Origin of the sequence: Vibrio sp. Scap24, assembly GCF_013394185.1 — a bacterium.
Lineage (GTDB): Bacteria > Pseudomonadota > Gammaproteobacteria > Enterobacterales > Vibrionaceae > Vibrio > Vibrio pomeroyi.
The window spans coordinates 3,459,895-3,485,889 of sequence record NZ_CP041332.1; the positions used below are offsets into that span (position 1 = coordinate 3,459,895).

The window sequence follows — 25,995 nt, forward strand, 5'->3', positions numbered from 1 at the left end:
ATTATTCCAATTAATGAGAAAAACACGACTCAGTTCGACCAATAGACAACATTTTAATCTGTATATTGCTCGGGTATACTGCATAACCAATTTCAATAAGTGAGCCTTAAGATAAGCATGCAATCTATGACGGCATTGATAAATGAATAAAAACAACGTTTTAGGATCGTTTCTGCTCGTTGTTACAATGAGTGCCGTGCTTGGTCTTTATCTTTTGTATCCTTTAAACGAGGTTGATTTGAGCAAGCCTCAAGTCCATGACACCTCTGTCTACACCCCTGAGAAAGAGCTTTCCCAAACAGAATATGGGAAAAAGCTGATTCATCTCCTCGAGTTGTCACGCAGTGACCCTCTTTTTGCCTCAAAAGAGCTTAACAAGCTGCCAAAGTTAAGCGCTGCTGAAGACTTAGCCATTTATCAAGCCTACCGACTCATGATCTTGTCCAATGTGGCGCAACATCAACAAGATGCTAAAGCTGTAATGACATACCTAAATCAAATCAGAACGCTGGCAGATCAGGAAGGAATGCAGTGGTTGAAATCACAATCATTGGTTGAATCTGCGATTGAATATCTGAAAGAAGGGCAGCTCGCAGCCGCTGAAATCCAGATTCGATCAGCGATAGGGATAGCAGAATCGATTCGTTACGATGAGCTGCTGGTTAAAGCTTATAACACGGCTGGTGCGATTAACAATGTGCGCAACGACCTACAGGATGCACAGTACTTTTTCCATAAAGGCCTACAACTAGGTAAGCAGTATCCCAAGCATATTTATAACAGCAAGCTGATGTCGAATATGGCTTTGCTCTACATCTATTTGGAAGATTGGCCTAAGGCTTTGCGCCTTATAGAGAAAGCTAAAAAGCTTTATTTCGACAGTGGCTTACTTGAAGATGAAGCGATTGGAATACTCTATATCAATGAGTCATTCAGTCATCTCAGTAGTGGGGATGTCGTAAAAGGGCGTATTGCTTATGAGAAAGCAGAAGCGCTCAATAGTGAAAGAGTCAGCAATCGCTATAAAATCCTCTTGCTCAGAGCCTATAGTGATGTGTTGCTTTCGGAAGGGAACTTCAATACCGCATTAGCAATAACGAATAAGTGCCTTCATTCGACGGGCATTGAAAAGTACACACTTCAAAATGGTCAGTGTTATCTGAACCGTGCATTGACGAAAATGAGGCTGAATCAAGGTGAACTTCTACTCAATGATCTTGAGCGAGCGTTTGCGATGTTTGAAGTTGTTGGTAGCCGGAGTTGGAAAGTGTTGGGCTTAAGAACACTCGGTGAATACTACGAATCTCAAGGTGATCTAGAAACCGCTCTGTATTACTTCAAACAATATTACCATGGTAACAAAGCGTTGCTTTTCGACAAGCGCCAGAGCGATATTTTCCTATTAGAGCAAGACTTCGCAAAAGCTACCCTTGAGCAAGAAAATGAGCTACTCAATACAGAAAAAGACCTTAATAAGTTAGTGCTAGAAAAGCAGCAACTCAGAAACCGTATTGTAGTGGCATTGATCATTATGATCGGTATTAGCGCTGCGTTGTTGATGGTTAGGCTGCGGTCGATACAGAGGGCAAACAAGGCGTTGTTGGCTCAATCGACGACATGTGAGTTAACCGGGTTATACAATAGACGCTACTTGGAGCAATTGCTGGCCGACCCCATGCCTTTTAACGAGACATCGTTTGGCATCAGCCTAGCTATTCTCGACCTTGATTACTTTAAGCAAGTTAATGATACCTATGGGCACGATGTTGGTGACCAAGTATTGGTTGAGGTTGCAAGGCGTATTCAACAACATTTGTTCCCCAATGATGTTGTCGCTCGTTGGGGCGGAGAAGAGTTTGTTTTACTGCTGTCGGGAGCGCTAGATCCTGAACAGCAGCTAGAAATCATTCGTTCAGCGATTGCTCAAACGCTGGTGGATACGTCCTCTAAACCCCTAAGCATTACTACCTCGATAGGGGCTTCGATTAGTATCACTCCTGAGCAACTCAATAGTGATACCTATAAAAAGCACTTGAAAGCCGCAGATGATGCGCTTTATGAAGCGAAGGAATCAGGTCGAAACCAAGTCGTGTCTTTTAAGAATTAACGAATAGTGCGAGTAAGAGCTAACTCATCAGAATAAAAAAGGCAGTTAGCTTCTAGAATGCGATGTTAGCTCAATAGCAGAGAGTCAATTTGTTCTGTATTAGACGTTGTCTGGCGTGCCTTCTGTGCTAACAGTGGTGCTCTGATTAGTTATGTGGACGAGGCTAACACCCAATAGATGTTCTACTTGTCTGTGCGCACTCTCCCCAAGATGAAGAGCGACAACGTTACTGAGATTGGTCATCAATCGCTGAGAGAAAAAGCAGTGCTCAGAGCGAATCACAGAGTGATGAAAAACCAATTTGAGAATTGCACTGAACTCACTATTCAGAAGCGCTTTATGCCACGACTGTTCTAACTGGCTGCTCCCTTCATTTATGATCAAACGATCAATTAACTGTTTTAAAAAACGTCCCTCTAAAGCGGTTAGAAAGTCCGTTTTCTTTGGGAAATGGTGGCTTATCCCTGTTCTCGATAATTCAGTTGCGAGGCTAAGAGTTGTGTATGACATGTTTTCATAGCCGACAGTCAATAACTGTTGGTTGGCGTTATCGAGGATGAATTGGATAGTGCGATTGGTGTCGACCTTACTGCGCTTAGCCATGAGTAGGAAAGTCTTTGTTAGAAAGTGAAGAAAAAACTATACGCTTATATGGGGCGTCATTCCATATGTCGATGCTAGAATTCTCTTAAATCTTAGTTTTATATTTTGATACTGGTACTCCGTTTTATATTTAGCACTGTCATACGTTTAGCTTTCAGTATAATTCGTTGCGTTTTACAAAATGAGAGACTATGTAGCGGGTATAAAAAAGCCATTCTGATCATGGGGAAGATAAGAATGGCTTCTATGTGTTTTGGAATCGCAATTATCAAAGTTTGAGTAAAATAAGGGGCTAATTTGCGATGTCTCTTAGTCTTTACGTACTTGTTGAGTTGAATTACTTAGCAATACCTTGCAACAATTCAACCAGTTCACCTTCTGTTGTTGGCTCTTTCGCGAGTTCAATCACCGCAGAAGATCCGCCTTTTAACATATAAGCTTGGGTACCACAGTGGTCATAGTGGAACCACTTACCATCTACACATACGTCGGTATAACATCTTGGGTCTTGTTTGAGTTCCATATCAATTTCCTTATTAACATTTGGCTAACGTTTTTCAGGCTAATTGATTACAAATTGACGTAATTTGATCTAAATCAATTTGGTAGTTGAATCATCGAAGAATGTTCAAATTGGAGAGCTACGTCTAGATCTCAAAACTTACAATCAAGCACTTAGTGAATTGGTATTGTTCAAAGGGCGTGATTAGCGTTAACAACTGATTCTCTTTTTCTTGCCACTTGGTCGTTTTCTACTTAGGCTACAAACTCTTTTTATCTCCCTATTTACGTGACCGTGTTCAGAAATGACTAATATTTTTATCGTTGTAGTGGTGCTTGTTGTCTTCTTTTACTTCATCCAGAAGTACGTATTCAAACATGACGACACTAAAGACCATGCTTATCAAAAGAAAGGGGCGTTGCTCAATATGCAGCAAGCCACTTTTTACAATGCGTTGACTTCGGCCGTAGGTCATCATGGTGTTGTGTTTGCTAAGGTGAATATGGCGAATGTACTCGCGCCAGCCAAGACAAACACCAAGAAGAACTGGTTTATTGCCAATAACAAGATATCACGGAGCTATTTTGATTTTGTGGTCTGCGATCCAAGAACATTAGAACCACGAGTGATCATCGAACTGGATAACGGCAAAGAGTTAAGCAAAGGCAAAGTTGACCGCGAAAAACTACTTATTCATGTGTGTAAGTCTGCAGGTTTGCCGCTCATTGGTGCGTCAGTAAAACACAGCTACCAAGTGAGCCGTTTGAAGAGACTGCTCGCGACGCACATTGATCTGATCGAGCCTGCCAAAGAGGTTCGATTCTGTAAGAAGTGTGGCAGTCCGATGATCATTAAGCTCGCAAGCCAGGGTGACTATAAAGGCCGACGCTTCTTTACGTGTAGCCGCCAACCTAACTGTACTTATACCGAAAACTATAACGTTGTATTCGATGTGGATGACGAATAGCGCAAAGTAGGGCGCATCTCTGAGTGTGATGTAACTCAACTTTATTTACGTTTCACGTCTAAAAATTCAACGTATTGATGCGAATAAGAGCAAACGGTTGATTCAAGTGTAATTTCTACTTGCGCCACAATAAATCAGTCGTTAATATCTTCCTCATTCTAAAGGAATGCGTCCGTAGCTCAGTTGGTTAGAGTACCGCCTTGACATGGCGGGGGTCGGTGATTCGAGTTCACTCGGACGCACCATTCCTTCTTTAGTTTTTATTGCATAACTATTGAGTTTGTCACAATGGTAGTAATAAGAAATTAGAACATCGCCCGCTTAGCTCAGTTGGTTAGAGTACTTGCATGACATGCAAGGTGTCACTGGTTCGAGTCCAGTAGCGGGCACCAAATTCGTTCTTCATGAACAAACAAAAAAGCCCACCTAGCGTGGGCTTTTTTGTGTCTGAAATTCCTCTCATATTCTATATACAGCCTTCCAGTTCTTATAAGCCCCTGTGTATCTGCATCAAGGGGGGGAATGTAGTCAATAACCATCAGCCTAGTTTTACTCGTCTATATCGCTTGTATGAGGTTAGGCGAAAGCTAAGTCACCTCAGGTGACTAGAGACGGATATTCACCTAAGTAACCCACTAGTGAGCTTGTAGATGACTAATCGACAATCCCGACTCATTTCCTCGAATTACTACCAAGCTCTTATCCCCCCCAGATTTCGCGATCAGCAAATGACGAATAAGCGGATAAATACTCTGAAGTTATTTTTATCAATTAAATCGAAGCAATGAGAGGTTATAGCTGTCGTTAAGTTTTAATTGGTGAGCTATAGAATAAACAAAATATAACGACGTTAATTATACTTATTATCTATATATCGTTTCGGAACTATATCAAGATGTATGGCTTTATTAGTATCAATCCCGAAGTTGGTTAATGTGCCAAACGTGATTTCCAGATTTTAAGAGAGCGTTATTGAGCTAAATCAGCAACAAATGTTTGTTTATATTGAGTACTGGTTTGTAGCTCCTTTTTGATCCACTGATTAAACAAGCTAAAGTCAGAATGTATTTGCCAGAAAAGGGATGCAATAACTCGTTTACCAAAAAAGTCAGGGTGATCGGTAATAACCTTAAGTTTATGTTCTTTGATATTACCTTCAATAAGAAACCCCGGTACAAAAGCGATGCCTTTTTGAGCTTTACATAAATCGATGATGGTTCCTAAATCATCCAGTCGCCATAGGTTATATGCTGCGATGTTAGACAAGTTAAGTAGCTCTTCACAACCGTCCATTAATAGCACTCGCTGTGACGGTGCTTGAGACTTTAAGGTCACTAAGTCTTCATGAGCCACCCACCAGCAGTTAACGTGGAATAGCTCCTCGATGTTGAAGTCGTAATTGGTCTTGTGGTACGGATTACCCAACGCTAGGTCTATCTTCCCTTCATTTATATAGTTACCTAACACGAAGCTGGGTTTCGTTACGACAAGTAAGTCTACATTCGGGAATGCTTCCGAGAATGCTAATAGTGTCTTCTTTACGTTTTTATTGAACACCAATGGATCAATACCCACGCGGTAAACTATCTGGTCAGATATATTCATCTGCTGGGCAACGGTGATTAATTCCCGATATTTTGATACCACAGGTAAAGATAATTGGAATAGGCGTTCCCCTTTCTCTGTTAACCAGACTTTAGAGTGCTCTCTATTAAATACGTTGAAACCTAAGTCTGACTCGAGGTTTTGAACAGCTGTGCTAACTGTTGACTGTGATTTTCCAAGCTTGCGTGCAGCAGAGCTAAATGAACCTTCTTCAACTACTGCTATGAACGAAACAATATTTTCGAAATGTAGCTTCATGATTCGACTAACCTTTGACACAAAGAAATTATATTTATTATTGTTTGTTGATTCGAAGAACAATAGCGTGATGATACTTGTATTTCAACAGGTTTTATAATGAATAATAAAGCCTAATAAATTATCAATTTGGTTATATCTAAAGGTTATATAAGTTGTATATAACAAAAAATATTGAGCTACATCTTACTTTTTCAAGTTTATAAATTTAAATTAATATAGATTTTTGATGGCGTTTCTCGCTGTAACTATTTGTTTTGAAAGAATTTATTGCGTTTTCTTTTGATTTTATTGTTTTTATTTTGAACAATTTTCGCTCTACCTATTGATAAAGTAGATAGGGGGTATTTTCCCCGAAGTGGGAGGGCTAATTATAATGGCGACGAATTTTCAACAGCCCTTATAGGAACAAATAATGATTACTAAGCTATACGTGAAAACAAGCATGTTTTTATCACAATTCAAGAACGATGAGCGCGGCGTAACTGCAATTGAATATGGTCTTATTGGCGTCGCTATGGCTGTGTTGTTAGCTGCGGCATTAAATAGTACTGGTTTCATTGGTGAGCTTAAAGCAGCATTTGCAAAAATTGCTACTACGATTAATACCTCTACTGGTGCTTAATTAAACGCACTAAAACCAACTTCGTATATAAATATTATCGAAAGATATTTGCGCCAGACCTATGGTTACATTGGTCTGGCTTGATTAATTTACGGAGTGAAATAAGATTTTTGTAATAAATTTTAGGTGGTATCTCCAATTTTTAGTCATGAATTGTATTTGGTGACTCTGTTAGCGTTGAGTATATATGTATCGGCTACCGATTTTCTCTATCGAAAGATAAAAAATCACACCTTGTTGATATTGCTTTTTTTACAATGCTTTTTGTCACCGTTTGACATTCAAATTATGAGCTTTCTGCTGGTGTTAGGGGGAGGGTTGATTGTTTTCGCCCTGATTTGGTTTGGAGCTGGCGATATTAAATATGCCGCGGTTCTATCATTTACCATACCTCTCAATGATCTACCTTGGGCGTTTGTTATGACGGCTTTCGCCGGTGGATTTCTAGCCGTTATTTATCTCGTATACAACAAGCTGATAAGTAAAAGGCTAGTAAGAAAAACGTCGAACGGTCAACAAGGTATTCCATATGGGATAGCGATTAGCGTTGGATTCTACTTGGTAATTTTAACTCAAAACACGCCACATATATAAACCTACAAGAATGAGAACATTATGAGATCTCGACTGGTATTACTTGTTGCCATTGCTGCCTTAATAGTTGGCGCGCTAGGCGTTGTCGATTTGTTGAAGAGTGAACCTCAACCTACAACGACCGCTGAAGTGGTGGAACAAAAGAACGAAGAGCATGTTGCCGTTTGGACGACCACGGAACCTTATGAAAAAGGACGTGCGATCGATGCGCAAGGTGTCGTCAAACAACAACTACCCCTTAGTGAAGCATTAACGCTTGGTGTCAGAGAAGACGCACAAATCAGCTTTTCACCCTCCATTTTGCTAAATCGAAGCCTCAACGCAGGTGAGGTTATACTGCCTGAATATCAAGTGACCCCCGGCCAACCCGGATACATCGACCTTTTAGTCACGGAAGGCATGACGTTATACCCACTAAAAGTGAGTGACAAAAACCTGATCAACGATTACATCCGACCAGGTTCGCACATCGATATCCTCACAGTGAGTTCTCCTAATGCCAATTTGGCTGGAAATATCGATAAGCCGAAGCGCTTTCGAGGAGTGAAGGCCTCGATGTTTCTAAAAAATGTCAAAGTCCTCAACATCGGAAATGACGAAACTGGCGATAGTTCAATTACCGCCCGAGCGCCGAGCAAAGAGGACGGTCTGACTACGGTGGTCATCGAAGTTAAGCCTGATGAATTACCAAAACTCGCGCTAGCACAACGCACAATGCATATAGAAATTTATCGAAGCCAAACCTATACGCAACCTGAGGTCGCGGAGGTACGCAACATTATCGATAACTATACCGGTATTGCTGAGCTACGTGGTAATGAGAATAACTCTAGAGAGGCTTTGTAATGATGCTCCATCATCGAATCAAGCAAGCACTGCGTGTTTCCATCTTAGCAGCGTTGATTGGCTTACTTTCTATAACAAACACTTTTGCCGCCGATCGTTCCATCACGCTCAACGACGGACAGCACATCAAATTCAAAAGCCCGATTGGCCAAGTGTTCATTAATAACCCTGATATCGTTGACTACAAAGTAATTAACGACAACACCCTGGTCGTCTTCGCCAATAGCATTGGGCAATCACGTCTGATCGTTTACGGAATTGATGACGAGGTGTTGCTTTCCGAGCGCATCATTGTTGATTTGAATCTTACGGATATTAGGCGTCAACTCAAATTTCATTTCCCTGATGCCAAGGTCAAGGTTCAGTCAGTGGGTGAGCAAGTTGCCGTCAGTGGCCTTGTCGATTCGGAAGCGACGCGTGACGACATCTATCGTTTAGTTGCCACTCTGCTAGGACGAGAAAAAACCGAGAAATGGGATGAAACTCAGAAGCTAGAGTTTAAATCCGACAACTCTGATTATGAAGAGCCGGAAAGTATGGTCTTTGCGCGCAATATGACGTGGGAAGGGATCATCGAACGTATTGAAGTCGCGACTACCCAGCAGGTGAACGTCAAAATATCTGTGGCTCAAGTAACTGAATCGTTTGGCCAAACCGTTGGTGTCGATTGGAGCTCAGTGGGCTCAAGTGTTGGCGAGTTTGTTTTCGACCAGTTCGATGCGGCTAACCTAAGCACACTAATCACTGCATTAGGCAACGATCAGATTGCAGAAGTGTTGGCTGAGCCTAACTTAACCGTGCTATCCGGTGAATCTGCAAGCTTTCTTGTGGGTGGTGAAGTGCCGGTTATTGTGTCTACTAATAACAACGTGAACATTTCATTTAAAGAGTTCGGCATCAAACTCGACCTGACTGCCAAAGTGCTTAGCCAAGACAAGATCCGCATGCAGTTAGCGCCAGAAGTGAGCGAAGTCGAGGGTTATGTCGAAGCCGCAGGCATCAAAGTCCCACAATTGGCTTCACGACGTGCCATGACAACCGTTGAACTTGCCGATGGCGACAGCTTCGTTCTTGGTGGCTTGATGAGCAGTAATGATTTGGAAAAAATGCAAAAGATCCCTTTCGTTGGCGATATTCCAGTACTTGGCGCTGCATTCCGAAAAGCAACTACTGAGAGAAAGCGAACCGAGTTGATCATCGTTGCAACGGTGAATCTTGTTGAACCGATTAAACCGAAAGACATCCAACTGCCTTACATCAAAAAGACCTCTACATTAGCGCGTTGGCTTAACGTCGATTGGGATAGCAAATCAGTGACGTCTTCTGATGCAACGATTCGCCTGTTGTCGCAAGGAGGGTTTATCCAATGAAGAAATTATTATTGATGGCGTTATTTACCACGTCACTTTTCGGCTGTGCCTCTGAGCAATACTTTGTCGGACAGGGTTCTGAAGCCTTGGTGTACAAAGAGCACCACAGTTTTGAGTTTGCGATGAAAAACCGTGCTGAAACGCTCAAGCAGATTACGGCCTTGATTCAAGATATTGAGTCGATGGACAAAGAAGCGACCTATGTTGTGGATTACAAATCATCTCGCAGCAAACAGATGTTGCAGGCGATCTTCGAACAATATCCTTCACACCTTATTGCACCACAAAGAGTGACGTATCGAAACGCTCAATTGTTGCCTAGCGATCTAAATATTCACGTGACGTTAACGCGTTTGAAGACTCAAGAATGCAAACCCGCGCAGATTCATGTGCGGTTAAGACAGCAAGATTGTTTTGTTGAATCGATGCGTTTGAAGCAAGTGGCTTACAAGTCTCGTTTGGTAGGAGAACAATAATGTTTGATCTGACGAAAGCGTTAACAACCAAAGCCAAGCCAGTTCAGACCGGAACTACTGGGGTTGCAGGATGTACATTGTTCTATCAATCTCAAGAGTGTTTAGACCTTGTTCAAGAAGTCTTTCGATTTGAAGGATGGAATGATCCTGCTTGTGTTAAAGCCAAAGCGGGTTTGACCAAACTCACAGAGCAACAAAGCAGTCATATTGTGATTCTAGAGCTAAACGAATCAACCAATGTGGTTGAAGATGCTAAATCCTTCGCTAGCAAACTGCCCACACACAAAGGGGTAGTGGTGATTGGCAAAGAGGACGCAATTTCTACGCTGCGTTCACTTAAAGATATGGGTTTTTACTACGTTTTCTGGCCGGTGAACAAGCAGGAATTTGCGGACTTCTTAACTCACGTGAGCAAGAACCTAAAGACTTTCTCTGGCGTGAGCCAAAAACGTAAAGCTAAGCGAGTCGCGATCGTAGGTTCAAAAGGTGGCGTAGGCGCATCATTTCTAGCAACCGAAGTGAGCTCACTGCTATCGACACAAGGTTCAGACACGATTCTCGTCGACCATCAATATGCCGATACCAACATTGATGTTTTGCTCGGGCTAAAAGACTTTAAGCCACGAACCATTGATGAGTTCACTGCACCATTGCATGAAATGGATGAAGAAGGGGCGTTGAGCTATCTATTCAACGCACGTAAAAACTTACGTCTGTTGGCTATCGATGGCGACATGAGCCAAAACGATGTTTTGAATTATAACCAAACATTGTGTGAGTTATTGGCGCGAAACACCAACTTCATTATTGAAGATTTTTCCGGTGGTGTGGATTTCAAAGTTGAACCTCAACTCTTGGTAGAAAACTTTGATGTGGTTGTGTTGGTGCTGGATGCGTCGGTGTCATCCGTTAGAAGTGCGAAGAGACTGTTTGAAAAGATCTCGAGCTTACAGCTTACGTTATCCTCTCGTACGCGCGTGATCACTGTGGTGAATTACCACCGTCCGGAAAATGCTTACGTTTTACAAAAGCCCGACCTGACTAAGTATTTAGGTGCCAATGTCGATCTAGAAGTGGATTACTGCAAAGCGTTAGCGCACATCATTATAGATGGTAAACGCGGGCACAAGCATGACCGCCATATCAGTCGTTCAATGGAACAACTGGTGAAGCTGATTAATGGTCAACCTATGGATCAGAAGGGCATGAATTCTTGGCTGAAAAAGGTGCGTGCTAAATGAGTTCTAATAAAGACTTATACCTCGCGTTTCGTGGTCAGATATTTGAAGCCCTAGACGCAGAAGCGGTTCAGAAAATGAGTCGCCGAGACCTAGAATCCCAGATACAAGCAGCGGTTGATCTGCTGGCGAACAGCTACCAAAGACCTATCACTTCGATGATGAAGTCAGGTTTGGTGAAAAGCCTTATCGATGAGCTGTTTGGTTTGGGTCCTTTACAGCCTTTGGTTGAAGACCAGTCTATCTCCGACATTATGGTGAATGGGCCAAACAACATCTTTTTCGAACGACACGGCAAGGTCAAAAAATCCGAAGTATCGTTTGTGAATGAAGAGCAGCTGCTCGCTATTGCCAAGCGTATCGCATCACGCGTCGGGAGACGTGTTGATGAACTCTCTCCAACGGTCGATGCTAGGTTGGAAGACGGCAGCCGTGTGAACATCGTGATTCCTCCGATTTCTTTGGATGGTACATCGATCTCCATTCGTAAGTTCAGAGAGCAAAACATCGGCTTTGAAGATTTGATTGGCTTTGGGTCTATGTCTCCAGACATGGCGCGAGTGCTGATGATAGCTTCGCGCTGTCGTATCAATGTACTGATCTCTGGCGGTACCGGCTCAGGTAAAACTACGTTGCTCAACGCTTTGTCTCAATACATCGCTGAAGACGAACGTATCGTCACGATTGAAGATGCGGCCGAGCTGCGTCTCCAGCAACCCAACTTAGTTCGACTGGAAACACGTACTTCAAGTGTTGAACAGACCGGAGCGGTCACCCAGCGAGAGTTGGTGATCAATGCGCTGCGTATGCGTCCAGACCGAATCATCTTGGGTGAGTGTCGTGGCGCTGAAGCGTTCGAAATGCTGCAAGCCATGAATACCGGTCACGATGGCTCAATGTCGACATTGCACGCCAATACACCGCGTGACGCGATTGCCCGTGTTGAATCCATGGTGATGATGGCGAACTTGAATCAGCCTCTAGATGCGATTCGAAGAACGATCGTCAGTGCCGTTCAAATGATTGTTCAGGTTAACAGACTCCGTGATGGGTCTCGTAAGATCACGAGCATCTCTGAAATCGTTGGTTTGGAAGGTGAGAGCGTAGTGATGGAAGAGATCTATCGCTTTCGTTATGACGACGCGCATTACGGAGAAAACGTTAAAGGCGAGTTTGTTACTGACGGCATCATGCAACGTTCTGAGCTAGTCAAAAAAGCGCAATTCTTTGGGCTCTATGACGAGCTTATCGCATCGTTTAAGGGGGCATAACATGCTTTGGGTTTCATTAATCCTGTTTGCGTTTGTGCTGCTTTTGGTCCGAGATTCAAAGGTCAAAAATGTTCACCAGTTTTTCAATATTGAAGAAGCGGAAGCGGAAAACTTTAACGCTATCAATGTTAAATCTTTAGTGCGAAAGCAGGGCTGGCAAAAGTTCAAAGACTCCATTTCACCGACATTGATGGTGTTGGGCCCGCGTTCGACGTTATACATCGCGTTATATATTACGGGTAGCCTGATTGCATCGTGGTATATCGTTACCGATCTACTCTCAATCACTAATTCTTGGTTGGTGCTTGGTTCTTCTTTGATGTTTACCTTGTTTGGGTATCGTTTTCTGGTGACCAGAAGACGACGTGATTTTGAAAACACCTTCCCTGATGCGCTGAATATTCTGATGAGTGCGGTTACTGCGGGTGACAGCTTAATGCAAGCCATCAGTTATGTTGGCGATGTGATGCACAACCCGATAGGTCGTGAGTTCAAGCTAATGGGAGAGCGACTGAAGCTCGGTGAGTCTCCAGAAGTGGTTCTTCAGCGATCGTGCAAAAACTACCCGTACCCAGAGTTTCTATTCTTTACCGTGACGATCAGGGCGAACATCGCAAGAGGTGGTCAACTAAAGGGTGTATTAGCACGTCTGATTAGGGTTTTGGTCGACTCTCGAACACTCGAAAAAAAGAAGATGGCAATGACGTCGGAGGCACGTATTTCCGCCAAAATCGTTGCGGCCATTCCTCTGATTTTTATGATTATTCTCAACTATGTTAATCCCGCTAATGTGGATTTTGTTCTTTATGACCCAGAGGGAAGAATCATATTGTTTTACGTGCTTGGGAGTGAGCTTTTTGGTTTGTTCATTGTTTGGTTATTAGTAAGAGGAGTACGCGCATGATGTTACTGGCTTCCCTTATTGTGTTGTTTTTCTCGTTACTCTTTCTAATTGTCGACTCGATTCGTAAAGAGCAACGACATAAGAAAGTTGCACTCTACATTGGAGACGACGCTGTTCGCGCACCTTCGCGTGTAAACCGCTTTTTTGTTCGTTTTGGTAAAGAACATCGACACGAGCTTGAGCAAAAAATGATTGAGGCCGGCTATTACAACACCGAGTGGGCGAAATTCTATTTCCCAGCCAAGTTATTGGTATTAGCGTTGATTTCAGGGTTGGTGTTATTAGGGGATATGACATCAACCAACAAACTGCTCGTGGTTATTTTCTCGTTGATTGCCGTCATCGTAGTGCCAGATACCTTGCTACAAATGCGACGCAAGATGTTGATCAGCAGAACCTCAGCTCAACTGCCGTATTTGCTCGATATGATGTCTGTATGTGTTCAAACCGGTATGACTATTGAAGCGGCGCTAGTTTATTTGGGCAAAGAGTTGGCTGAATTTGATTCCGACCTTTGTTACCAGATCAAGCGCACCTCCGACTCTGCGAAAATTCACGGTCTAGAAAAGGCGCTCAATGACCTGAGTGAACGTATTCCTACGCCACCCGTTAGAAGTTTTGTACTGACCATCATTCAAAACTTGCAATACGGTACATCCGTGGCGCATGTGTTAAGTGATCTCGCAGAAGATATGCGAAAAGTCCAAATTCTTACGGTCGAGGAAAAGGTGGGTAAGCTCTCAGCGAAGATGAGCGTGCCTTTGATCCTCTTCATCATGTTCCCGATCGTTATCCTGATTCTTGCGCCGAGCATCATGCAAATGACGCTCAGTATCTAGGGAGAATTACGAATGACTAGAAAACGTATCGGCTTCATTTTGCTAACGCTGAGTGTGTTGGCGGGATGTCAATCGGCACCGTCACAACAAGACTTACAGCTTGGCGACGTCACGAGCATGGAAAAAGTGAAGAACTATGATGGCTTGATTAGTTATTACAAATCCCAGCTAGAACAAGGCTCCGAAGACCCAGAAGTAAAAGAGAAACTGGCTTGGGCATACTTCCATAAAGGGGATATCGAGTCAGCTGACTTTTATGTCCAACACTTGCAAAAAGAGGGGGTCGAAAATCCCAACTTGTACCAGTTAGAAGGGCAAGTGTTTGATGCAAAAAATGACATTGAAAGTGCGATTGCTGCATATGTAACTTCTATCGAGGCAGGAAATAGAACAGGGCAAATTCACGTCTTGCTTGGTGTGTCTTACACCAAAGTTGGGAAATACGATGAAGCACAACAAGAGCTCAACCAAGCACGTTTACGCGGTTATGACGATGTCGTCGTTAAGAACAACATCGCAATGATTCAAATGGCCAATGGCGAGTACCAACAAGCGATTCAAACATTGGCTCCGGTTTTAAAAGAAGACCCAGCGAATAAAACCGTTAAAGCGAATCTGGCTATTGCTCTGATGAAAACTCAGCAAATTGACTCGGCAAAAAAGTTGCTCAAAGGTGACTTCTCAGCAGAAGAGATTCAGAACATCGCTGCTGAATTGACTCAATTGGGAGTTAATGATGAAGCGTCTTAACAAGCAGAAGGGCGTGACGGCGATTGAGTTTGTATTAGGTGCGCTTGTTCTGTTTTTTGCCACCTTTGCGATCTTCGAATCGAGTTACCAAATCTACGTTGTGAACATGACCGAGTATTCGCTGAGAGAAACTATCAGGAATACCAAAATCTATGAAGGTAAAGGGATCAACGAACAGTACGAGAATAAGTTTAGGTCGTTAATTGAAGACGATGACAACCTGTGGAGTTTCTTAATTGATAGCTCTCGTTTTTCTATCGCGGGTCAGTACTTCAAAACCTATGACGACTTTATCGCGAACAGGGGACACTCAGATCAAGGCTTGAACTTCAATTACGACTTAGCCGAGATCACCGTGACCTACCGTTATACCCCAGTTATTAAGTTGGCCGGTGCCGCAGATAGAGATATTTCACGCACCATGGTTTTGAACCTAGAACACGAGGGGTGGGCAGATGATGCTCTGTAATCAAGGGATGTTTTCGAAACGTCGCCAACAAGGTTCTTACACCATTGAACTAGTTTTCATCCTTGTGGCTTTATGGGGCGTTTACCTGTTTGCTGCAGACCTGAGTTATCAGCTGCTCGTACGCGCCAAGCTCGATCGATCCAGCTTTGCTTTAGTCAATGTGATCAAAGAGCGCACTCGCTATTTTGAAGCCGACGTACTGGCAGGGCAAAACCTACCCGTGACCAATACAGAGTTAGAAGATATGGCGAAAGTGGCAAGTCGAATGCTCAATACACCCGTCGATAACGTGGCGATCAAGATAGAGTCACTGACTAATAAAGTTAATGTCGCTGAATTCTCAACCAGCAAGTATCGAAGCTTAAATTGCCAAACCGATTCGATTCTCGATCATGCAGATTTGGCGCCCGTAGAGAAGGGAGTCGTATATCCGTTGTACCGCATCAGTCTTTGTGAAGAGGAGAGCTCTTGGTTCAAACCTTTCTTCAACGGTGGCACGAGTACCACGGTTAAGGTTGCCTCATCTTCAATAATGCCAGGGAGATAGTGAAATGAAAATGCAGCATGAGCGTCAAATCAATCGCCAGCATATCAGTCTCCAAAGACAACAAGGGGTTGCCGCGGTGTGGATGGGCTTATTGCTTGTTCCAATCATGGGCATGACCTTTTGGGCAGTTGAAGGCACACGTTATGTTCAAGAGACCAGTCGATTACGAGATTCAGCAGAGGCCGCTGCGATAGCGGTGACCATTGAAGATCAGCCTGATCAGGCTCGTGGCTTAGCGACTAAATATGTCGAAAACTATGTGCGTGATATCAAATCAACCAACCTTTCTGCAGACCGTTTCCACCAAGCAGAAGATGAGGGCGCAGGGGTTCTTGAATACATCCAATACACGGTGAATGCCAAGACGACACATGACTCTTGGTTTGCGAGTAGCTTTATCCCGTCTTTTGATGAGCAGCAAGATCTCGCAGGGCGTTCATTGGCTCGAAAGTACCCGGTTTACTTAGGTGATAACAACATCGACATTGTTTTTGTGTCGGACTTTTCCGGTTCAATGAACGAAAGGTGGGGTTCAAGTAGACACATAAAAATCGACGATCTGAAAACCGCCATCGATGAAATATCCAGCAAAATTCTTTGTACATCGATTGAACAAGAGAATGTCGATGGAGAATTGAAAGATGTGTGTGACGAGCCGGGAGAAGATACCACAGGAGACAAGCTGCTTAACCGAGTTGGCTTTGTGCCTTTTAATGTTCGAACGAGGGAAATCGTCTCGGGTAATAAAGCCAACGCGACAAGCCAACTTAGCTACAAAGATAACTATAAAACCAACGTGTCGCCTTATTCCTACAACGATGTCGACTGGGATTACTGGCGCACGTATTCGCAAGATTATGTGCTTGATTGTGCGTACTGGAAATCATATTGCCCTAACCCAAAATCGGACAATCAAAAGTACGCCAAACGAATTCAGGATGTGATTTATCAAGATAATTACCGAGTTGCTGACGTATACAACTATGTTGATTTATCGACATCAGTGTCGACCATGTTTTCTGATAAGTCGGGGTTACAGCCTGATTTCTATGGTGTGAGTGGAACAAAGCTATTTAACGCGCATGGTTCTTCAAACTCATCGCAGTTTTCTAACATTCGCCTATCTAACAAACTCTCAGACTTGAATCCGATTAATTCGATGTGGGCAGACGGGGGAACCGCGGCCTTTCAAGGCATATTGAGAGGATCGCAAATCTTGCATGACGGTGACCCGAACAGCGCTGATCAAGAAGAACAGCAAGCCTACAACAAGAAAATCAAGATGCTGCTCATTTTAAGTGATGGGCAAGAAAGCCCTGATAACGGCATCCTCAGAGGGTTAGTCGATAGAGGAATGTGTGACAAAGCAAGAGAAGATATACCGGGCTTATACATAGGTGTTATTGGTATCGATTTCCGAGCATCCCAACAAAGTGGTTTTCAAGACTGCGTGGAAGACCCAAATGAAGACATCATCGATGTATCTAACCTAGATGAATTGATTGAAAAGATAGAAGAACTCATCCGTAAAGGCTCAAAAACAAGCGGAATCACTAAGTTGTATTAGAGGAAAATATGAAAAAGTTAATGATCAGTTCAATCGTCCTATCGACATTGCAACTTAGTTTTATCGCCCATGCGGAAGAAGGTATCAGTGTTTATTGCGACACGGCATTCAGTGAGTACCAACATAGTGTAAGAGTCGATGATATCGTCGGTATTGCACAGCATAGGCAGGGCTTTTTACAAATAGAGCAGTCGTCTGACAGCAGCGAGCTAAAACAAGCGTTAGCAGGCCAGTCCAATTTGGGTATGAGTCAATCAGGTTGTAAGACTTGGATCAGTAACCAAGAGCGTAAAGGGTTGTTGGCACGCCTTCATTTTGGTTTTGACCAACACAACTTAACGCCAATGGGCAGCAAAGCATTGAGCCAATTAGCAGATGAATTACAGACTAATGGCAGTTCAATTACGGTAGATGGTCACACTGACAGCACGGGCGCAGAAGGTTACAACAAAGCGCTCGGGCTACAAAGAGCGCTGGCTACATCGAATGGTTTAATCGCTGATGGTGTCGAGAAAAAACGCCTTGTTATTCGTTCGTTTGGTGAAAGTAAGCCTATAGCTTCTAATGCAACGGCAGAGGGGAGAGCGAAGAATAGACGCTCCGAGATTTGGGCTTCTGAAAACGATAGCGTCGAATTAGAAAATTAAGATGCGCGATTGGGTTTGGTTGTTACTTGGTGCTTGCTTAGTTCTTAGTTCTTAGTTCTTAGTTCTTAGTTCTAGGTAATAACTGCCCTAAATTATCGTTTAAGAATTTTGTTACAACGTACTCTAATGAATATTCAATCAAGTTTAACTGTCTGACACTAAAGAAATATTAATGCTTTTTGATAAAATCTCTTCTGAAGGGATGGAAAAAAATATCGATATAGATACCTGGGTATCTATATTGGATAACATACGAGACATAATGGACGCGTCTAACGCAGGCATCATTATGATCTCTGATTTGAGTTGCTCTGGTTCTGAAAGTGTTTGGAGCTCCTCAAACATATCGTGCAACCAACACAAGAGCCGAATAAGCTGCTTTTGTGAATATGTACATAACGAAAATCGCACAGTCTATTTGAGTGGCCACTCTGATGGAGAATCGACGACTGCAAAGGGAGCGGATGCCTACAAGTCTTTTTGCGGAGTCCCTGTAAGGGATGTCGATGGTGAAGTGTTTGCGGTTCTTTTGGTGTTCGATTTAAGACCAACAACGTATTCGCAAAGCCAAGTTAACTTGATTGAAAACATATCAACCTTGCTGCGTTCTGAGATCCTACTAAAAGAAGAGAGTCGGATTTTATACAAGAACAGTCATTTTGATATCATGACGACGCTTCTCAATCGACGAGGCTTCTTCCATGAATTCAACAAAGCAAACATCAGCGGTAGTGAGATCGTTTGTTTGTATTTCGACTTGGATAATTTGAAGTACATTAACGATACGTATGGCCACTTCAAAGGTGATGATTATATTTCTGGGTTTGCATCGTGCATAAAAAACAACTCAACGTATAACAGTATCTCAGCAAGAGTCGGTGGGGATGAGTTCATTGTCGTCATACACTCAGAAGAGCCGGGTTATGCTTCTGAGTTGGTCAGTAACATTCACGCTGAATTTCATGATTTCATTGAAGGTTTTCGTTGTGATGATGAAGTGCCGCTCGGTTTTTCATATGGTTGTGGTATCGCGGATTCACGAAGCTTCAACATCATTAATCTAATAAAGTCTTCCGATGAGAACATGTACCTCAATAAGAAGAATAAAATTTAGATGTTGATGACAGCTGTAAAAAAGCCCACTGGATGTGGGCTTTGATGTAGAGGATGTCGTAGCTTTCTATACTAAGCTCGAATGATCATTTGCTCGCGCTCAGGACCGACCGACACCATTACAATTGGCACGCCCATTAATTCTTCGATACGAGTTACGTAATCTTGTGCGGCTTGAGGAAGGCTCTCAAATGTGCGGCAACCCGTGATGTCCTCGTCCCAACCTGCCATATCTTCATAAACAGGTTTTAGCTCGGCAGTTTGCGGCCAAATTGGGTTTTCTGTGTGCTTACCTGAATAAGCCGTACAAATCTTAAGTTCAGATAAACCAGACAGGCAATCAATCTTAGTTAGCGCGATTTCAGTCGCGGCTTGCAGGTCAACGCCGTTGCGAGTTGCTACCGCATCAAAGTAGCCCATATCACGCGGGCGACCCGTTGTTGCACCATATTCGTTAGAGCTTTCGCGGAAGCTGTCTTGCTCTTCCATTGCAGTCACTAGCGTGCCAGTACCCACTGACGAGCTGAATGATTTAGCCACGGCAATAACACGTTCAGGGCGAAGGGCGGGTAAACCACTACCGATACCTGCGTAAGCTGCAGTTACATTAGAAGACGTCGTCCAAGGGTATTCACCGTAGACAAGGTCACGACCTGCACCTAGTTGAGCTTCAAACAATAGGTTTGCATCTTGTGATTGCAGTGCTTTAAGTGGTTCAGTCACGTTGCAAATGAACGGACGCCAAGCCTTAGTCACTTCAAGTAGCCACTCTGTCATTTCAGAAGCGGTTTGAGTGAAGTCACATTGAGGGTATAGCGCTCTTAGCTGAGGCATTTTCCAATCAAGCAGGAATTGAATGCGCTGCTCTAAAATCTCAGGCTGATTCAACCAACCGACAAGAATGCCTTTCTTCATCACGCGATCGCCGTACGCTGGTGCAATACCTTGACGTGTTGAACCGTAAGCGCCGTCACCTAAACGTTCTTCTTCAAGTGTATCTTCAAGTGCGTGCAAGGGTAGACATAGTGTCGCGCGGTCTGAAATCGCCATCTTAACTTTGATACCAGCCGCTTGTACTTCTGCAATCTCTTCAGCTAACGCAGCTGGGCTTATCACCATGCCAGGGCCAAGGACCGCCGTACAATCAGGATTAAAAATACCACTAGGCAGTTGATGCAGTTTGAACGTACCGAAGTCGTTTACTACGGTATGGCCAGCATTGTTTCCGCCTTGAAAGCGAATGCTAGCAGAAGCTTGGTCTGCTAAAAAATCAACGATACGGCCTTTGCCTTCGTCGCCCCAGTTTGCGCCTACAACAACAATAGATGGCATAATTTTTCTCCTGACTGATTGAGAAATCATGTTAGTCCTGCAATAAAAATAAGAGAAATTAATTATCTTTATTATCTTGATAAGGATTCCATATACCTTTAAGGTCTTAACCCATAAGCGAGATTCCCTATCACGTTCGTTCCTCACTGTAGGGAATGACGGGGCGGGATATACCTTGTAGTGGAATTCGATGCGATTGTAGTTCCTTGCAGTCGAAAGTGACGAACCTAACGTTGGCACGGTTTCTTGGCGTCATTCCAGAACCGAGGAACGAGGTATCAGGAATCTCAAACCACAAGTGAGGTTCCCTATCACGTTCGTTCCTCACTGTAAGGAATGACGAGCTGGGGGTATCCTTCGCTTTAGAGGGGGATGTAAGTGACAAGAGAGAGGACATGATGCTCGATATTAATTTGCTGAAGACGTTTGTGACGCTCGCGGAGTATAAACATTTCGGGAAAGCAGCGAATGCACTGCACATGACGCAGCCTAATGTGAGTTTGCATTTGAAGCAGTTAGAACAACAAACACGCATTAAGTTGATAGAGAGAAGCCCATTTCAACTGACTCAAGCAGGCGAGCGGTTATTAGAAACAAGCCAAAGAACGTTACTCGAACTTCAGATTTGTCAGGCTGATCTTAATGCGATTAACGACCTTAAAATAGGGACATTAACCATTGCCGTGAGTGACATCATTTCTCGATTCTTGCTGATTCGTCCTTTCCAGAAGTTCAAAGCGCAATATCCGGGTATCGACTTAACTTTGCTGAACACCACATCATCTCAGGCATCGAGTTTAGTTAAGAACGCTCAGGCAGATCTTGGGTTCGTGATTGCGAAAGAACAGCAAAATGAGTCGCTTTATTTTACTAAACTGCAAGAGCTTTCATGGTGTGCACTTGGCGATGGTTTGGATATCCACGACTTTGATCGTTCGTCAGAAAATGATCTAAAAGATGACGGTGTAGAACCCGAACTCACTTTGATTCTACTGGGTCATGATACGAGAACACGTGACTTCATCGATGAAGGTTTACCAAGTTTGAATCTACCGAACCACAGGGTTATGGAAGTAGGGAGCGTGGACGCTCAAATCGACTGGGCAGAAGCGGGATTTGGTGTGGCAATCATTCCTGAGTTTGCGATTTCCACCAAGCAGCACCTCAAATCGAAAGTGACACCATTGACCAACTTCTCTAGCACCAGCCTTGGTTATATTGTTCGACAAAACCAAGTCTTGTCTAAAGCGACCAAGCAACTGTTAGGCTGGGTGAATGATGAGATTACCCTGTTGCAAAACCAATAATTCCATCTTTCAGTTAGATCTATCTAAGCCCACCGCGTGTGGGCTTTTTTGTGTCGGTAAAGCCCCGTTCTTGCTCAGAGCAATAGGCTATAGAAATAACTTAAAGCTCTCACCATCCATTCCTTCTGTAAATCAGAGGCTCAAAATTCATCGTTGACAAAGTTTGATTATCAAACTAAATTTCAAGTAATTACTTTGATTGTCAAATTACTTGTTAGTCAAAGTTATCTTATTAAGAAAGATCGTCTAGCTACTCACACAATCTAAGGACGCCATTTTGAGTTTTCCAACACGTCATCAACACAACTTCTCTGCACACAATCAACAAGGTGAAAAACGCACTTTCTACGTTCTCTTGTTAACTGTCGTCACCATGGTTGTCGAGATTATTGCAGGTACTATTTACGGTTCTATGGCGCTACTTGCTGATGGTTGGCACATGGGAACACATGCAGCAGCGTTCGGTATCACCTTGTTCGCCTACCGTTATGCGAAGAAGCATGCTGACAGTGAACGTTTCTCTTTCGGTACGGGCAAAGTCAGCGTATTAGGCGGGTACACCAGCGCGATTGCATTGGGTGTTGTGGCGTTGTTGATGCTGGTGGAGTCAGTACATCGGTTGCTCAACCCACAGGCTATTCAGTTTAATGAAGCGATTATTGTTGCGTGTATTGGTTTGACAGTGAATGTCGTGAGTATGTTTTTGCTAGGGGATCATCATCATGACCACGGACATGAACACTCTCATTCTGAACATAAGGGACACATCCACAATCATCAACATGATGGGCATCAAGAACACACCGAGCACAAAGGGCACCATCACGATCACAACTTGCGTGCGGCCTACATGCATGTATTGGCCGATACATTGACTTCTCTGTTGGCGATTGTTGCTCTGTTGTTTGGTAAGTTCTACGGTTGGAATTGGTTAGATGCCGCGATGGGTATGGTTGGTGCGGTTGTGATTGCCAAATGGACAATGAACCTCATGAAACAGACAAGTCCAATCTTACTCGATCAGAATATTGACGATGAGTACCGTAACGGTATAACTGAAGCTTTAGCGCCTTATGCCGCCGTAACCGACTTACACATGTGGAAGGTGAGCGGGTATCACTACTCAGCGGCGATTACTCTTGAATCAAACAGCGACAAAAGCGTCTCTGAATATAAACAAATGCTCGCCAAGTTTGATAAGATTAATCATCTTACTCTTGAAGTGCACTCAAACGGCCATGCAAAATATAGAACAGCTTAATCAAATACTGACTGAGTTCTACGATAAAATGTCTTCGTGGGAGCAATCTGTTGTCAAAGAAACGGGTTACTCCCTAGCGCAAGTGCATACCATCGAAGTGCTTGGTATGCATGGTGCGTTAAGAATGAAAGAGCTGGCAGAAAAGCTGGGCATTACTACTGGCACACTAACTGTTCAAATTGAGAAACTGGTTAAGGCAGAACTGATCGAGCGCCATGAGCACCCAACGGATCGTCGTGCGATTGTGGTGGCCTTGACCGATGAAGGTCAGAAGATCCACGTTCATCATAACCAACTTCACTTGAACCTTGTTAATGAGTTAACGCAAGGCATAGAAGAACAAGACAAAGCGGTGCTATTGAAGTGCTTAACCCAAATGGTGAAAGCTTTTTAATGAATTGCAGGTTATAAGCTCGTATTTAAGGGCTTGCGAATTTGTGTGTCACAAGATGAATTTACTAAGCCGACAGTTGATGTCGGCTTTTTGCTATTTGGTGAACGGGTATGGTGATCATTGACTTGCGACTTGCTCTTTAAAATTAAGTACTTATCAATTAGAAGCAATATAAACAAAAGGGGCGGTGAGAAAATAACCCAATCCCTTTATTTAAAGGGTGTCAGGGCAGTTTTTATCGTTTGTATCAAACATGAGAAACCTTTGTATCCCAATTTTATAATCTTGCTAATGTACATCGTATTAATTTGTGTTATTGATAATTTTAACTTTAGTGAGCCCTCCCATTGGCAATTTTTATAAATGTGAAATGGTGAGATTTAGAGGAGCTATTCTCCCTGTAAAGCGCGCATTATTGGTAAATACGATAAAAATAACGAAATAGCATGGGCGAGATAACATAGTTAGTTGCCCTGCCTTAGATACCTAAATTTAGTAAAGACGAGTCACATCTATGGATATAAAGAAAAAGCTCTATTCATTGGGAATGTTTTCCATTTTCGGCATGGTTTCATTGCTGTTCACCACCTCACATTTTGCAGACACTAGCGCTAAAATGAGCGAAGCCAAGTTAGTGACCAAAGAACTAGAGGTTCGCTTGTTAAACCTGCGACGCAATGAGAAGGATTTCTTATTACGTAGTGACATGAAATACCTTGATAAATTTGACCAAAACTACAACAAATTCTTAGTGTCTGAAACTCAGCTCGCCACCATTCTTAGTGACTTGGATTTGGTCAACAGCACGCATTTACGTGAAGACATCGAAACCTACCACACAAGCTTCGTGAATCTAGTAAGAGCCACGGAAGTGTATGGTTTAGCAAGAGATAAGGGCCTACTTGGTCAATTCCACGAGATTTTAGATACCATCAGTACGCAAGTCACTGGCGACCAAAAAGTTGAGTTGTATCTGTTTAACGATCTGATCGAAAAGGGTGAGTTTGATCCGAGTGTTCTTTCTCTTACTTCAAGCGCAATGGCTGCGAACTCTGGCGCTTTAATAGAAGCGGCAAAGCAAGTTGTCGAACAGAAACAGGTTATCGGTTTAAAACACAACGTTGGCTTATTGGGTGAAACACGCTCTGGCTCTCATGCAATTGAAACTCAGTTCAAAGAGTTCTCTGCGGTGCTTGAGCAAGAAACCCAACAGCTGATGGACCGACTTTCTTTAATCAACAACATCTTATGCTTTGCAGTATTGGCATCGATCATCTTGTTTAGCTGGTTAATTGTCCGTTCTATCGTCGGTAAGATTGAGTCGCTACTTTCTGTGATTCGCAATATTGTTGACTCAAACGATGTGTCTATCCGCTCAACTGAAAATGGCAAAGATGAACTGGGTACACTAGGCGAGTACTTCAACCAACTGTTGGATCAGCTTGAAGGTTTGATTGCGGCATCTCAGTCAAAATCTCTGCAGCTAACTCAAAGCACATCGAACATGCATGATGAGCTAGAGTCGGTAATCAAGCAGTTTGAGGTTCAAGCAAACCACACCTCGACTATGACCACATCCGTACAAGAGATGGTGCTAACGATTGGTGAGATCTCGGAAAGCACATCGGTTGCAGCTGAAGGGGTTCATCAAGCGAAAGTGAATGCCGATAAAGGCCGTGAAGTGGTTGTCGACACCATCAACAACATTACTCAGTTGTCTGAACGTCTATCAAGCAGCCAAGACTCAATCAGCTCACTGAACCATCATGTTGATCAAATCGGCGATGCAGTAAACATCATCCAAGGTATTGCAGAACAAACCAACCTGCTGGCATTGAACGCAGCGATCGAAGCAGCGCGTGCGGGTGAGCAAGGCCGAGGCTTTGCCGTTGTAGCAGACGAAGTACGTGCATTGGCGAGCAGAACGCATCAATCAACTACTGAAATCACCAGTGTTGTTACTGCGATCCAAAGCCAAATGAACGCTTCAATGACCGAGATTGGCGAGTGTAACCAACAAGGCCAATTAACTCTGAAAGATTCTGAAGAGCTAGATGCCAGCCTACAGCTGATCCTAAGTGACATGGAGAGCATTCAAGGTAACTCTGAACGTATCGCATCAGCGATTGAAGAGCAGGGTGCCGTAATGGCGCAAGTAAGTGATTCGATTACCGAGCTGAACACCATCTCGAACGACAACAACGCCTCAGCTCAACACTGTTTGATTGAAGTCGATAAAGTTGCAGAGCAAGCGAATGATATGGACCAAGCCGTAGCGCAGTTCAAGACGTCGTAAGTTCCAAAGGACAAACTAATACCAAAGGCGCGGATCATCTGCGCCTTAATTATATGGTCCGCCTCACTCTCAAGCCCTTAAGCTTAGAGTAGGCTCTCAGAATGAGG

General features: G+C 43.4%; 25 protein-coding genes and 2 tRNA genes. 23 read left to right on the forward strand and 4 right to left on the reverse strand.

The window, feature by feature from the left end:
• Positions 1 to 142 precede the first annotated feature (142 nt).
• Positions 143 to 2,107 carry a GGDEF domain-containing protein gene (locus tag FLM53_RS15500; protein ID WP_176681354.1) on the forward strand — a complete coding sequence of 655 codons (1,965 nt, stop codon included), beginning with the start codon at positions 143 to 145 and terminating at the stop codon, positions 2,105 to 2,107.
• Between the two features lie 99 nt (positions 2,108 to 2,206).
• Here the strand turns inward: FLM53_RS15500 and FLM53_RS15505 are convergent, their stop codons facing one another.
• Together FLM53_RS15505 and FLM53_RS15510 are read right to left on the reverse strand one after the other, a co-directional pair.
• On the reverse strand, positions 2,207 to 2,710 hold the full coding sequence (locus tag FLM53_RS15505) for a TetR/AcrR family transcriptional regulator (RefSeq protein WP_176681353.1): 504 nt from the start codon (positions 2,708 to 2,710) through the stop codon (positions 2,207 to 2,209).
• A 337-nt stretch (positions 2,711 to 3,047) separates the two neighbouring features.
• On the reverse strand, positions 3,048 to 3,233 hold the full coding sequence (locus tag FLM53_RS15510; RefSeq protein WP_176681352.1) for a hypothetical protein: 186 nt from the start codon (positions 3,231 to 3,233) through the stop codon (positions 3,048 to 3,050).
• Between the two features lie 283 nt (positions 3,234 to 3,516).
• Between FLM53_RS15510 and FLM53_RS15515 the strand changes: the two genes are divergently transcribed.
• The 3 genes from FLM53_RS15515 to FLM53_RS15525 all read left to right on the forward strand — a co-directional run bounded on the left by FLM53_RS15515 (position 3,517) and on the right by FLM53_RS15525 (position 4,571).
• Positions 3,517 to 4,179 carry a DUF2726 domain-containing protein gene (locus FLM53_RS15515; protein ID WP_176681351.1) on the forward strand — a complete coding sequence of 221 codons (663 nt, stop codon included), beginning with the start codon at positions 3,517 to 3,519 and terminating at the stop codon, positions 4,177 to 4,179.
• A gap of 168 nt (positions 4,180 to 4,347) precedes the next feature.
• Positions 4,348 to 4,424 (forward strand) — tRNA-Val (locus FLM53_RS15520).
• Between the two features lie 70 nt (positions 4,425 to 4,494).
• Positions 4,495 to 4,571, forward strand: a tRNA-Val gene (locus FLM53_RS15525).
• A gap of 577 nt (positions 4,572 to 5,148) precedes the next feature.
• Here the strand turns inward: FLM53_RS15525 and FLM53_RS15530 are convergent.
• The gene (locus FLM53_RS15530; RefSeq protein WP_176681350.1) at positions 5,149 to 6,042 is read right to left on the reverse strand and encodes a LysR family transcriptional regulator; all 894 of its coding nucleotides are present in this window, start codon (positions 6,040 to 6,042) and stop codon (positions 5,149 to 5,151) included.
• A gap of 415 nt (positions 6,043 to 6,457) precedes the next feature.
• On the opposite strand from FLM53_RS15530, the gene FLM53_RS15535 reads away from it, so the two are divergent.
• The 15 genes from FLM53_RS15535 to FLM53_RS15605 all read left to right on the forward strand — a co-directional run bounded on the left by FLM53_RS15535 (position 6,458) and on the right by FLM53_RS15605 (position 19,299).
• Positions 6,458 to 6,667: a Flp family type IVb pilin gene (locus tag FLM53_RS15535; RefSeq protein ID WP_176681349.1), complete on the forward strand. Its 210-nt coding sequence runs from the start codon at positions 6,458 to 6,460 to the stop codon at positions 6,665 to 6,667.
• A 153-nt stretch (positions 6,668 to 6,820) separates the two neighbouring features.
• Positions 6,821 to 7,261, forward strand: a complete 441-nt coding sequence (locus FLM53_RS15540; RefSeq protein WP_176681960.1) for a prepilin peptidase — start codon at positions 6,821 to 6,823, stop codon at positions 7,259 to 7,261.
• A gap of 21 nt (positions 7,262 to 7,282) precedes the next feature.
• The gene (gene cpaB / locus FLM53_RS15545; protein ID WP_176681348.1) at positions 7,283 to 8,107 is read left to right on the forward strand and encodes a Flp pilus assembly protein CpaB; all 825 of its coding nucleotides are present in this window, start codon (positions 7,283 to 7,285) and stop codon (positions 8,105 to 8,107) included.
• A complete protein-coding gene (locus FLM53_RS15550) occupies positions 8,107 to 9,477 on the forward strand; it encodes a type II and III secretion system protein family protein (RefSeq protein WP_176681347.1) in 1,371 nt (456 codons plus the stop codon). Before cpaB ends, FLM53_RS15550 begins: the two co-directional genes overlap by 1 nt.
• Positions 9,474 to 9,953: a hypothetical protein gene (locus FLM53_RS15555; RefSeq protein WP_176681346.1), complete on the forward strand. Its 480-nt coding sequence runs from the start codon at positions 9,474 to 9,476 to the stop codon at positions 9,951 to 9,953. Before FLM53_RS15550 ends, FLM53_RS15555 begins: the two co-directional genes overlap by 4 nt.
• On the forward strand, positions 9,953 to 11,194 hold the full coding sequence (locus FLM53_RS15560; protein WP_176681345.1) for a chromosome partitioning protein ParA: 1,242 nt from the start codon (positions 9,953 to 9,955) through the stop codon (positions 11,192 to 11,194). Before FLM53_RS15555 ends, FLM53_RS15560 begins: the two co-directional genes overlap by 1 nt.
• Entirely contained in the window at positions 11,191 to 12,462 is a 1,272-nt protein-coding gene (locus tag FLM53_RS15565; RefSeq protein ID WP_176681344.1) for a CpaF family protein, read from the forward strand. The genes FLM53_RS15560 and FLM53_RS15565 overlap by 4 nt, the downstream gene beginning before the upstream one ends.
• 1 nt (position 12,463) lies before the next feature.
• Entirely contained in the window at positions 12,464 to 13,366 is a 903-nt protein-coding gene (locus tag FLM53_RS15570) for a type II secretion system F family protein (RefSeq protein ID WP_176681343.1), read from the forward strand.
• On the forward strand, positions 13,363 to 14,205 hold the full coding sequence (locus FLM53_RS15575) for a type II secretion system F family protein (protein ID WP_176681342.1): 843 nt from the start codon (positions 13,363 to 13,365) through the stop codon (positions 14,203 to 14,205). Before FLM53_RS15570 ends, FLM53_RS15575 begins: the two co-directional genes overlap by 4 nt.
• Before the next feature lie 12 nt (positions 14,206 to 14,217).
• Complete coding sequence (locus tag FLM53_RS15580) at positions 14,218 to 14,955, forward strand: lipopolysaccharide assembly protein LapB (protein ID WP_176681341.1); 738 nt, start codon at positions 14,218 to 14,220, stop codon at positions 14,953 to 14,955.
• A complete protein-coding gene (locus FLM53_RS15585; RefSeq protein WP_176681340.1) occupies positions 14,942 to 15,424 on the forward strand; it encodes a TadE family protein in 483 nt (160 codons plus the stop codon). Before FLM53_RS15580 ends, FLM53_RS15585 begins: the two co-directional genes overlap by 14 nt.
• Positions 15,411 to 15,971, forward strand: coding sequence for a tight adherence pilus pseudopilin TadF (gene tadF / locus FLM53_RS15590; protein WP_370780714.1), 561 nt, complete (start codon positions 15,411 to 15,413; stop codon positions 15,969 to 15,971). Before FLM53_RS15585 ends, tadF begins: the two co-directional genes overlap by 14 nt.
• Positions 15,972 to 15,981: 10 nt before the next feature.
• Complete coding sequence (locus tag FLM53_RS15595; protein WP_176681958.1) at positions 15,982 to 17,538, forward strand: TadE/TadG family type IV pilus assembly protein; 1,557 nt, start codon at positions 15,982 to 15,984, stop codon at positions 17,536 to 17,538.
• An 8-nt stretch (positions 17,539 to 17,546) separates the two neighbouring features.
• A complete protein-coding gene (locus FLM53_RS15600; protein ID WP_176681339.1) occupies positions 17,547 to 18,185 on the forward strand; it encodes an OmpA family protein in 639 nt (212 codons plus the stop codon).
• A gap of 172 nt (positions 18,186 to 18,357) precedes the next feature.
• A complete protein-coding gene (locus FLM53_RS15605) occupies positions 18,358 to 19,299 on the forward strand; it encodes a sensor domain-containing diguanylate cyclase (protein WP_176681338.1) in 942 nt (313 codons plus the stop codon).
• A gap of 71 nt (positions 19,300 to 19,370) precedes the next feature.
• On the opposite strand, the gene FLM53_RS15610 is transcribed toward FLM53_RS15605, so the two are convergent.
• Positions 19,371 to 20,630: an adenylosuccinate synthase gene (locus FLM53_RS15610; protein ID WP_176681337.1), complete on the reverse strand. Its 1,260-nt coding sequence runs from the start codon at positions 20,628 to 20,630 to the stop codon at positions 19,371 to 19,373.
• Between the two features lie 395 nt (positions 20,631 to 21,025).
• On the opposite strand from FLM53_RS15610, the gene FLM53_RS15615 reads away from it, so the two are divergent.
• The 4 genes from FLM53_RS15615 (at position 21,026) to FLM53_RS15630 (ending at position 25,888) form a co-directional block, all read left to right on the forward strand.
• Positions 21,026 to 21,937 (forward strand): LysR family transcriptional regulator, encoded by a 912-nt coding sequence (locus FLM53_RS15615; protein ID WP_176681336.1) that lies wholly within the window; start codon positions 21,026 to 21,028, stop codon positions 21,935 to 21,937.
• Between the two features lie 277 nt (positions 21,938 to 22,214).
• Positions 22,215 to 23,198, forward strand: a complete 984-nt coding sequence (gene dmeF, locus FLM53_RS15620) for a CDF family Co(II)/Ni(II) efflux transporter DmeF (RefSeq protein WP_176681335.1) — start codon at positions 22,215 to 22,217, stop codon at positions 23,196 to 23,198.
• Positions 23,176 to 23,592, forward strand: a complete 417-nt coding sequence (locus tag FLM53_RS15625) for a MarR family winged helix-turn-helix transcriptional regulator (RefSeq protein WP_176681334.1) — start codon at positions 23,176 to 23,178, stop codon at positions 23,590 to 23,592. Before dmeF ends, FLM53_RS15625 begins: the two co-directional genes overlap by 23 nt.
• A 565-nt stretch (positions 23,593 to 24,157) precedes the next feature.
• Positions 24,158 to 25,888, forward strand: a complete 1,731-nt coding sequence (locus FLM53_RS15630; RefSeq protein WP_176681957.1) for a methyl-accepting chemotaxis protein — start codon at positions 24,158 to 24,160, stop codon at positions 25,886 to 25,888.
• Positions 25,889 to 25,995: the final 107 nt, after the last annotated feature.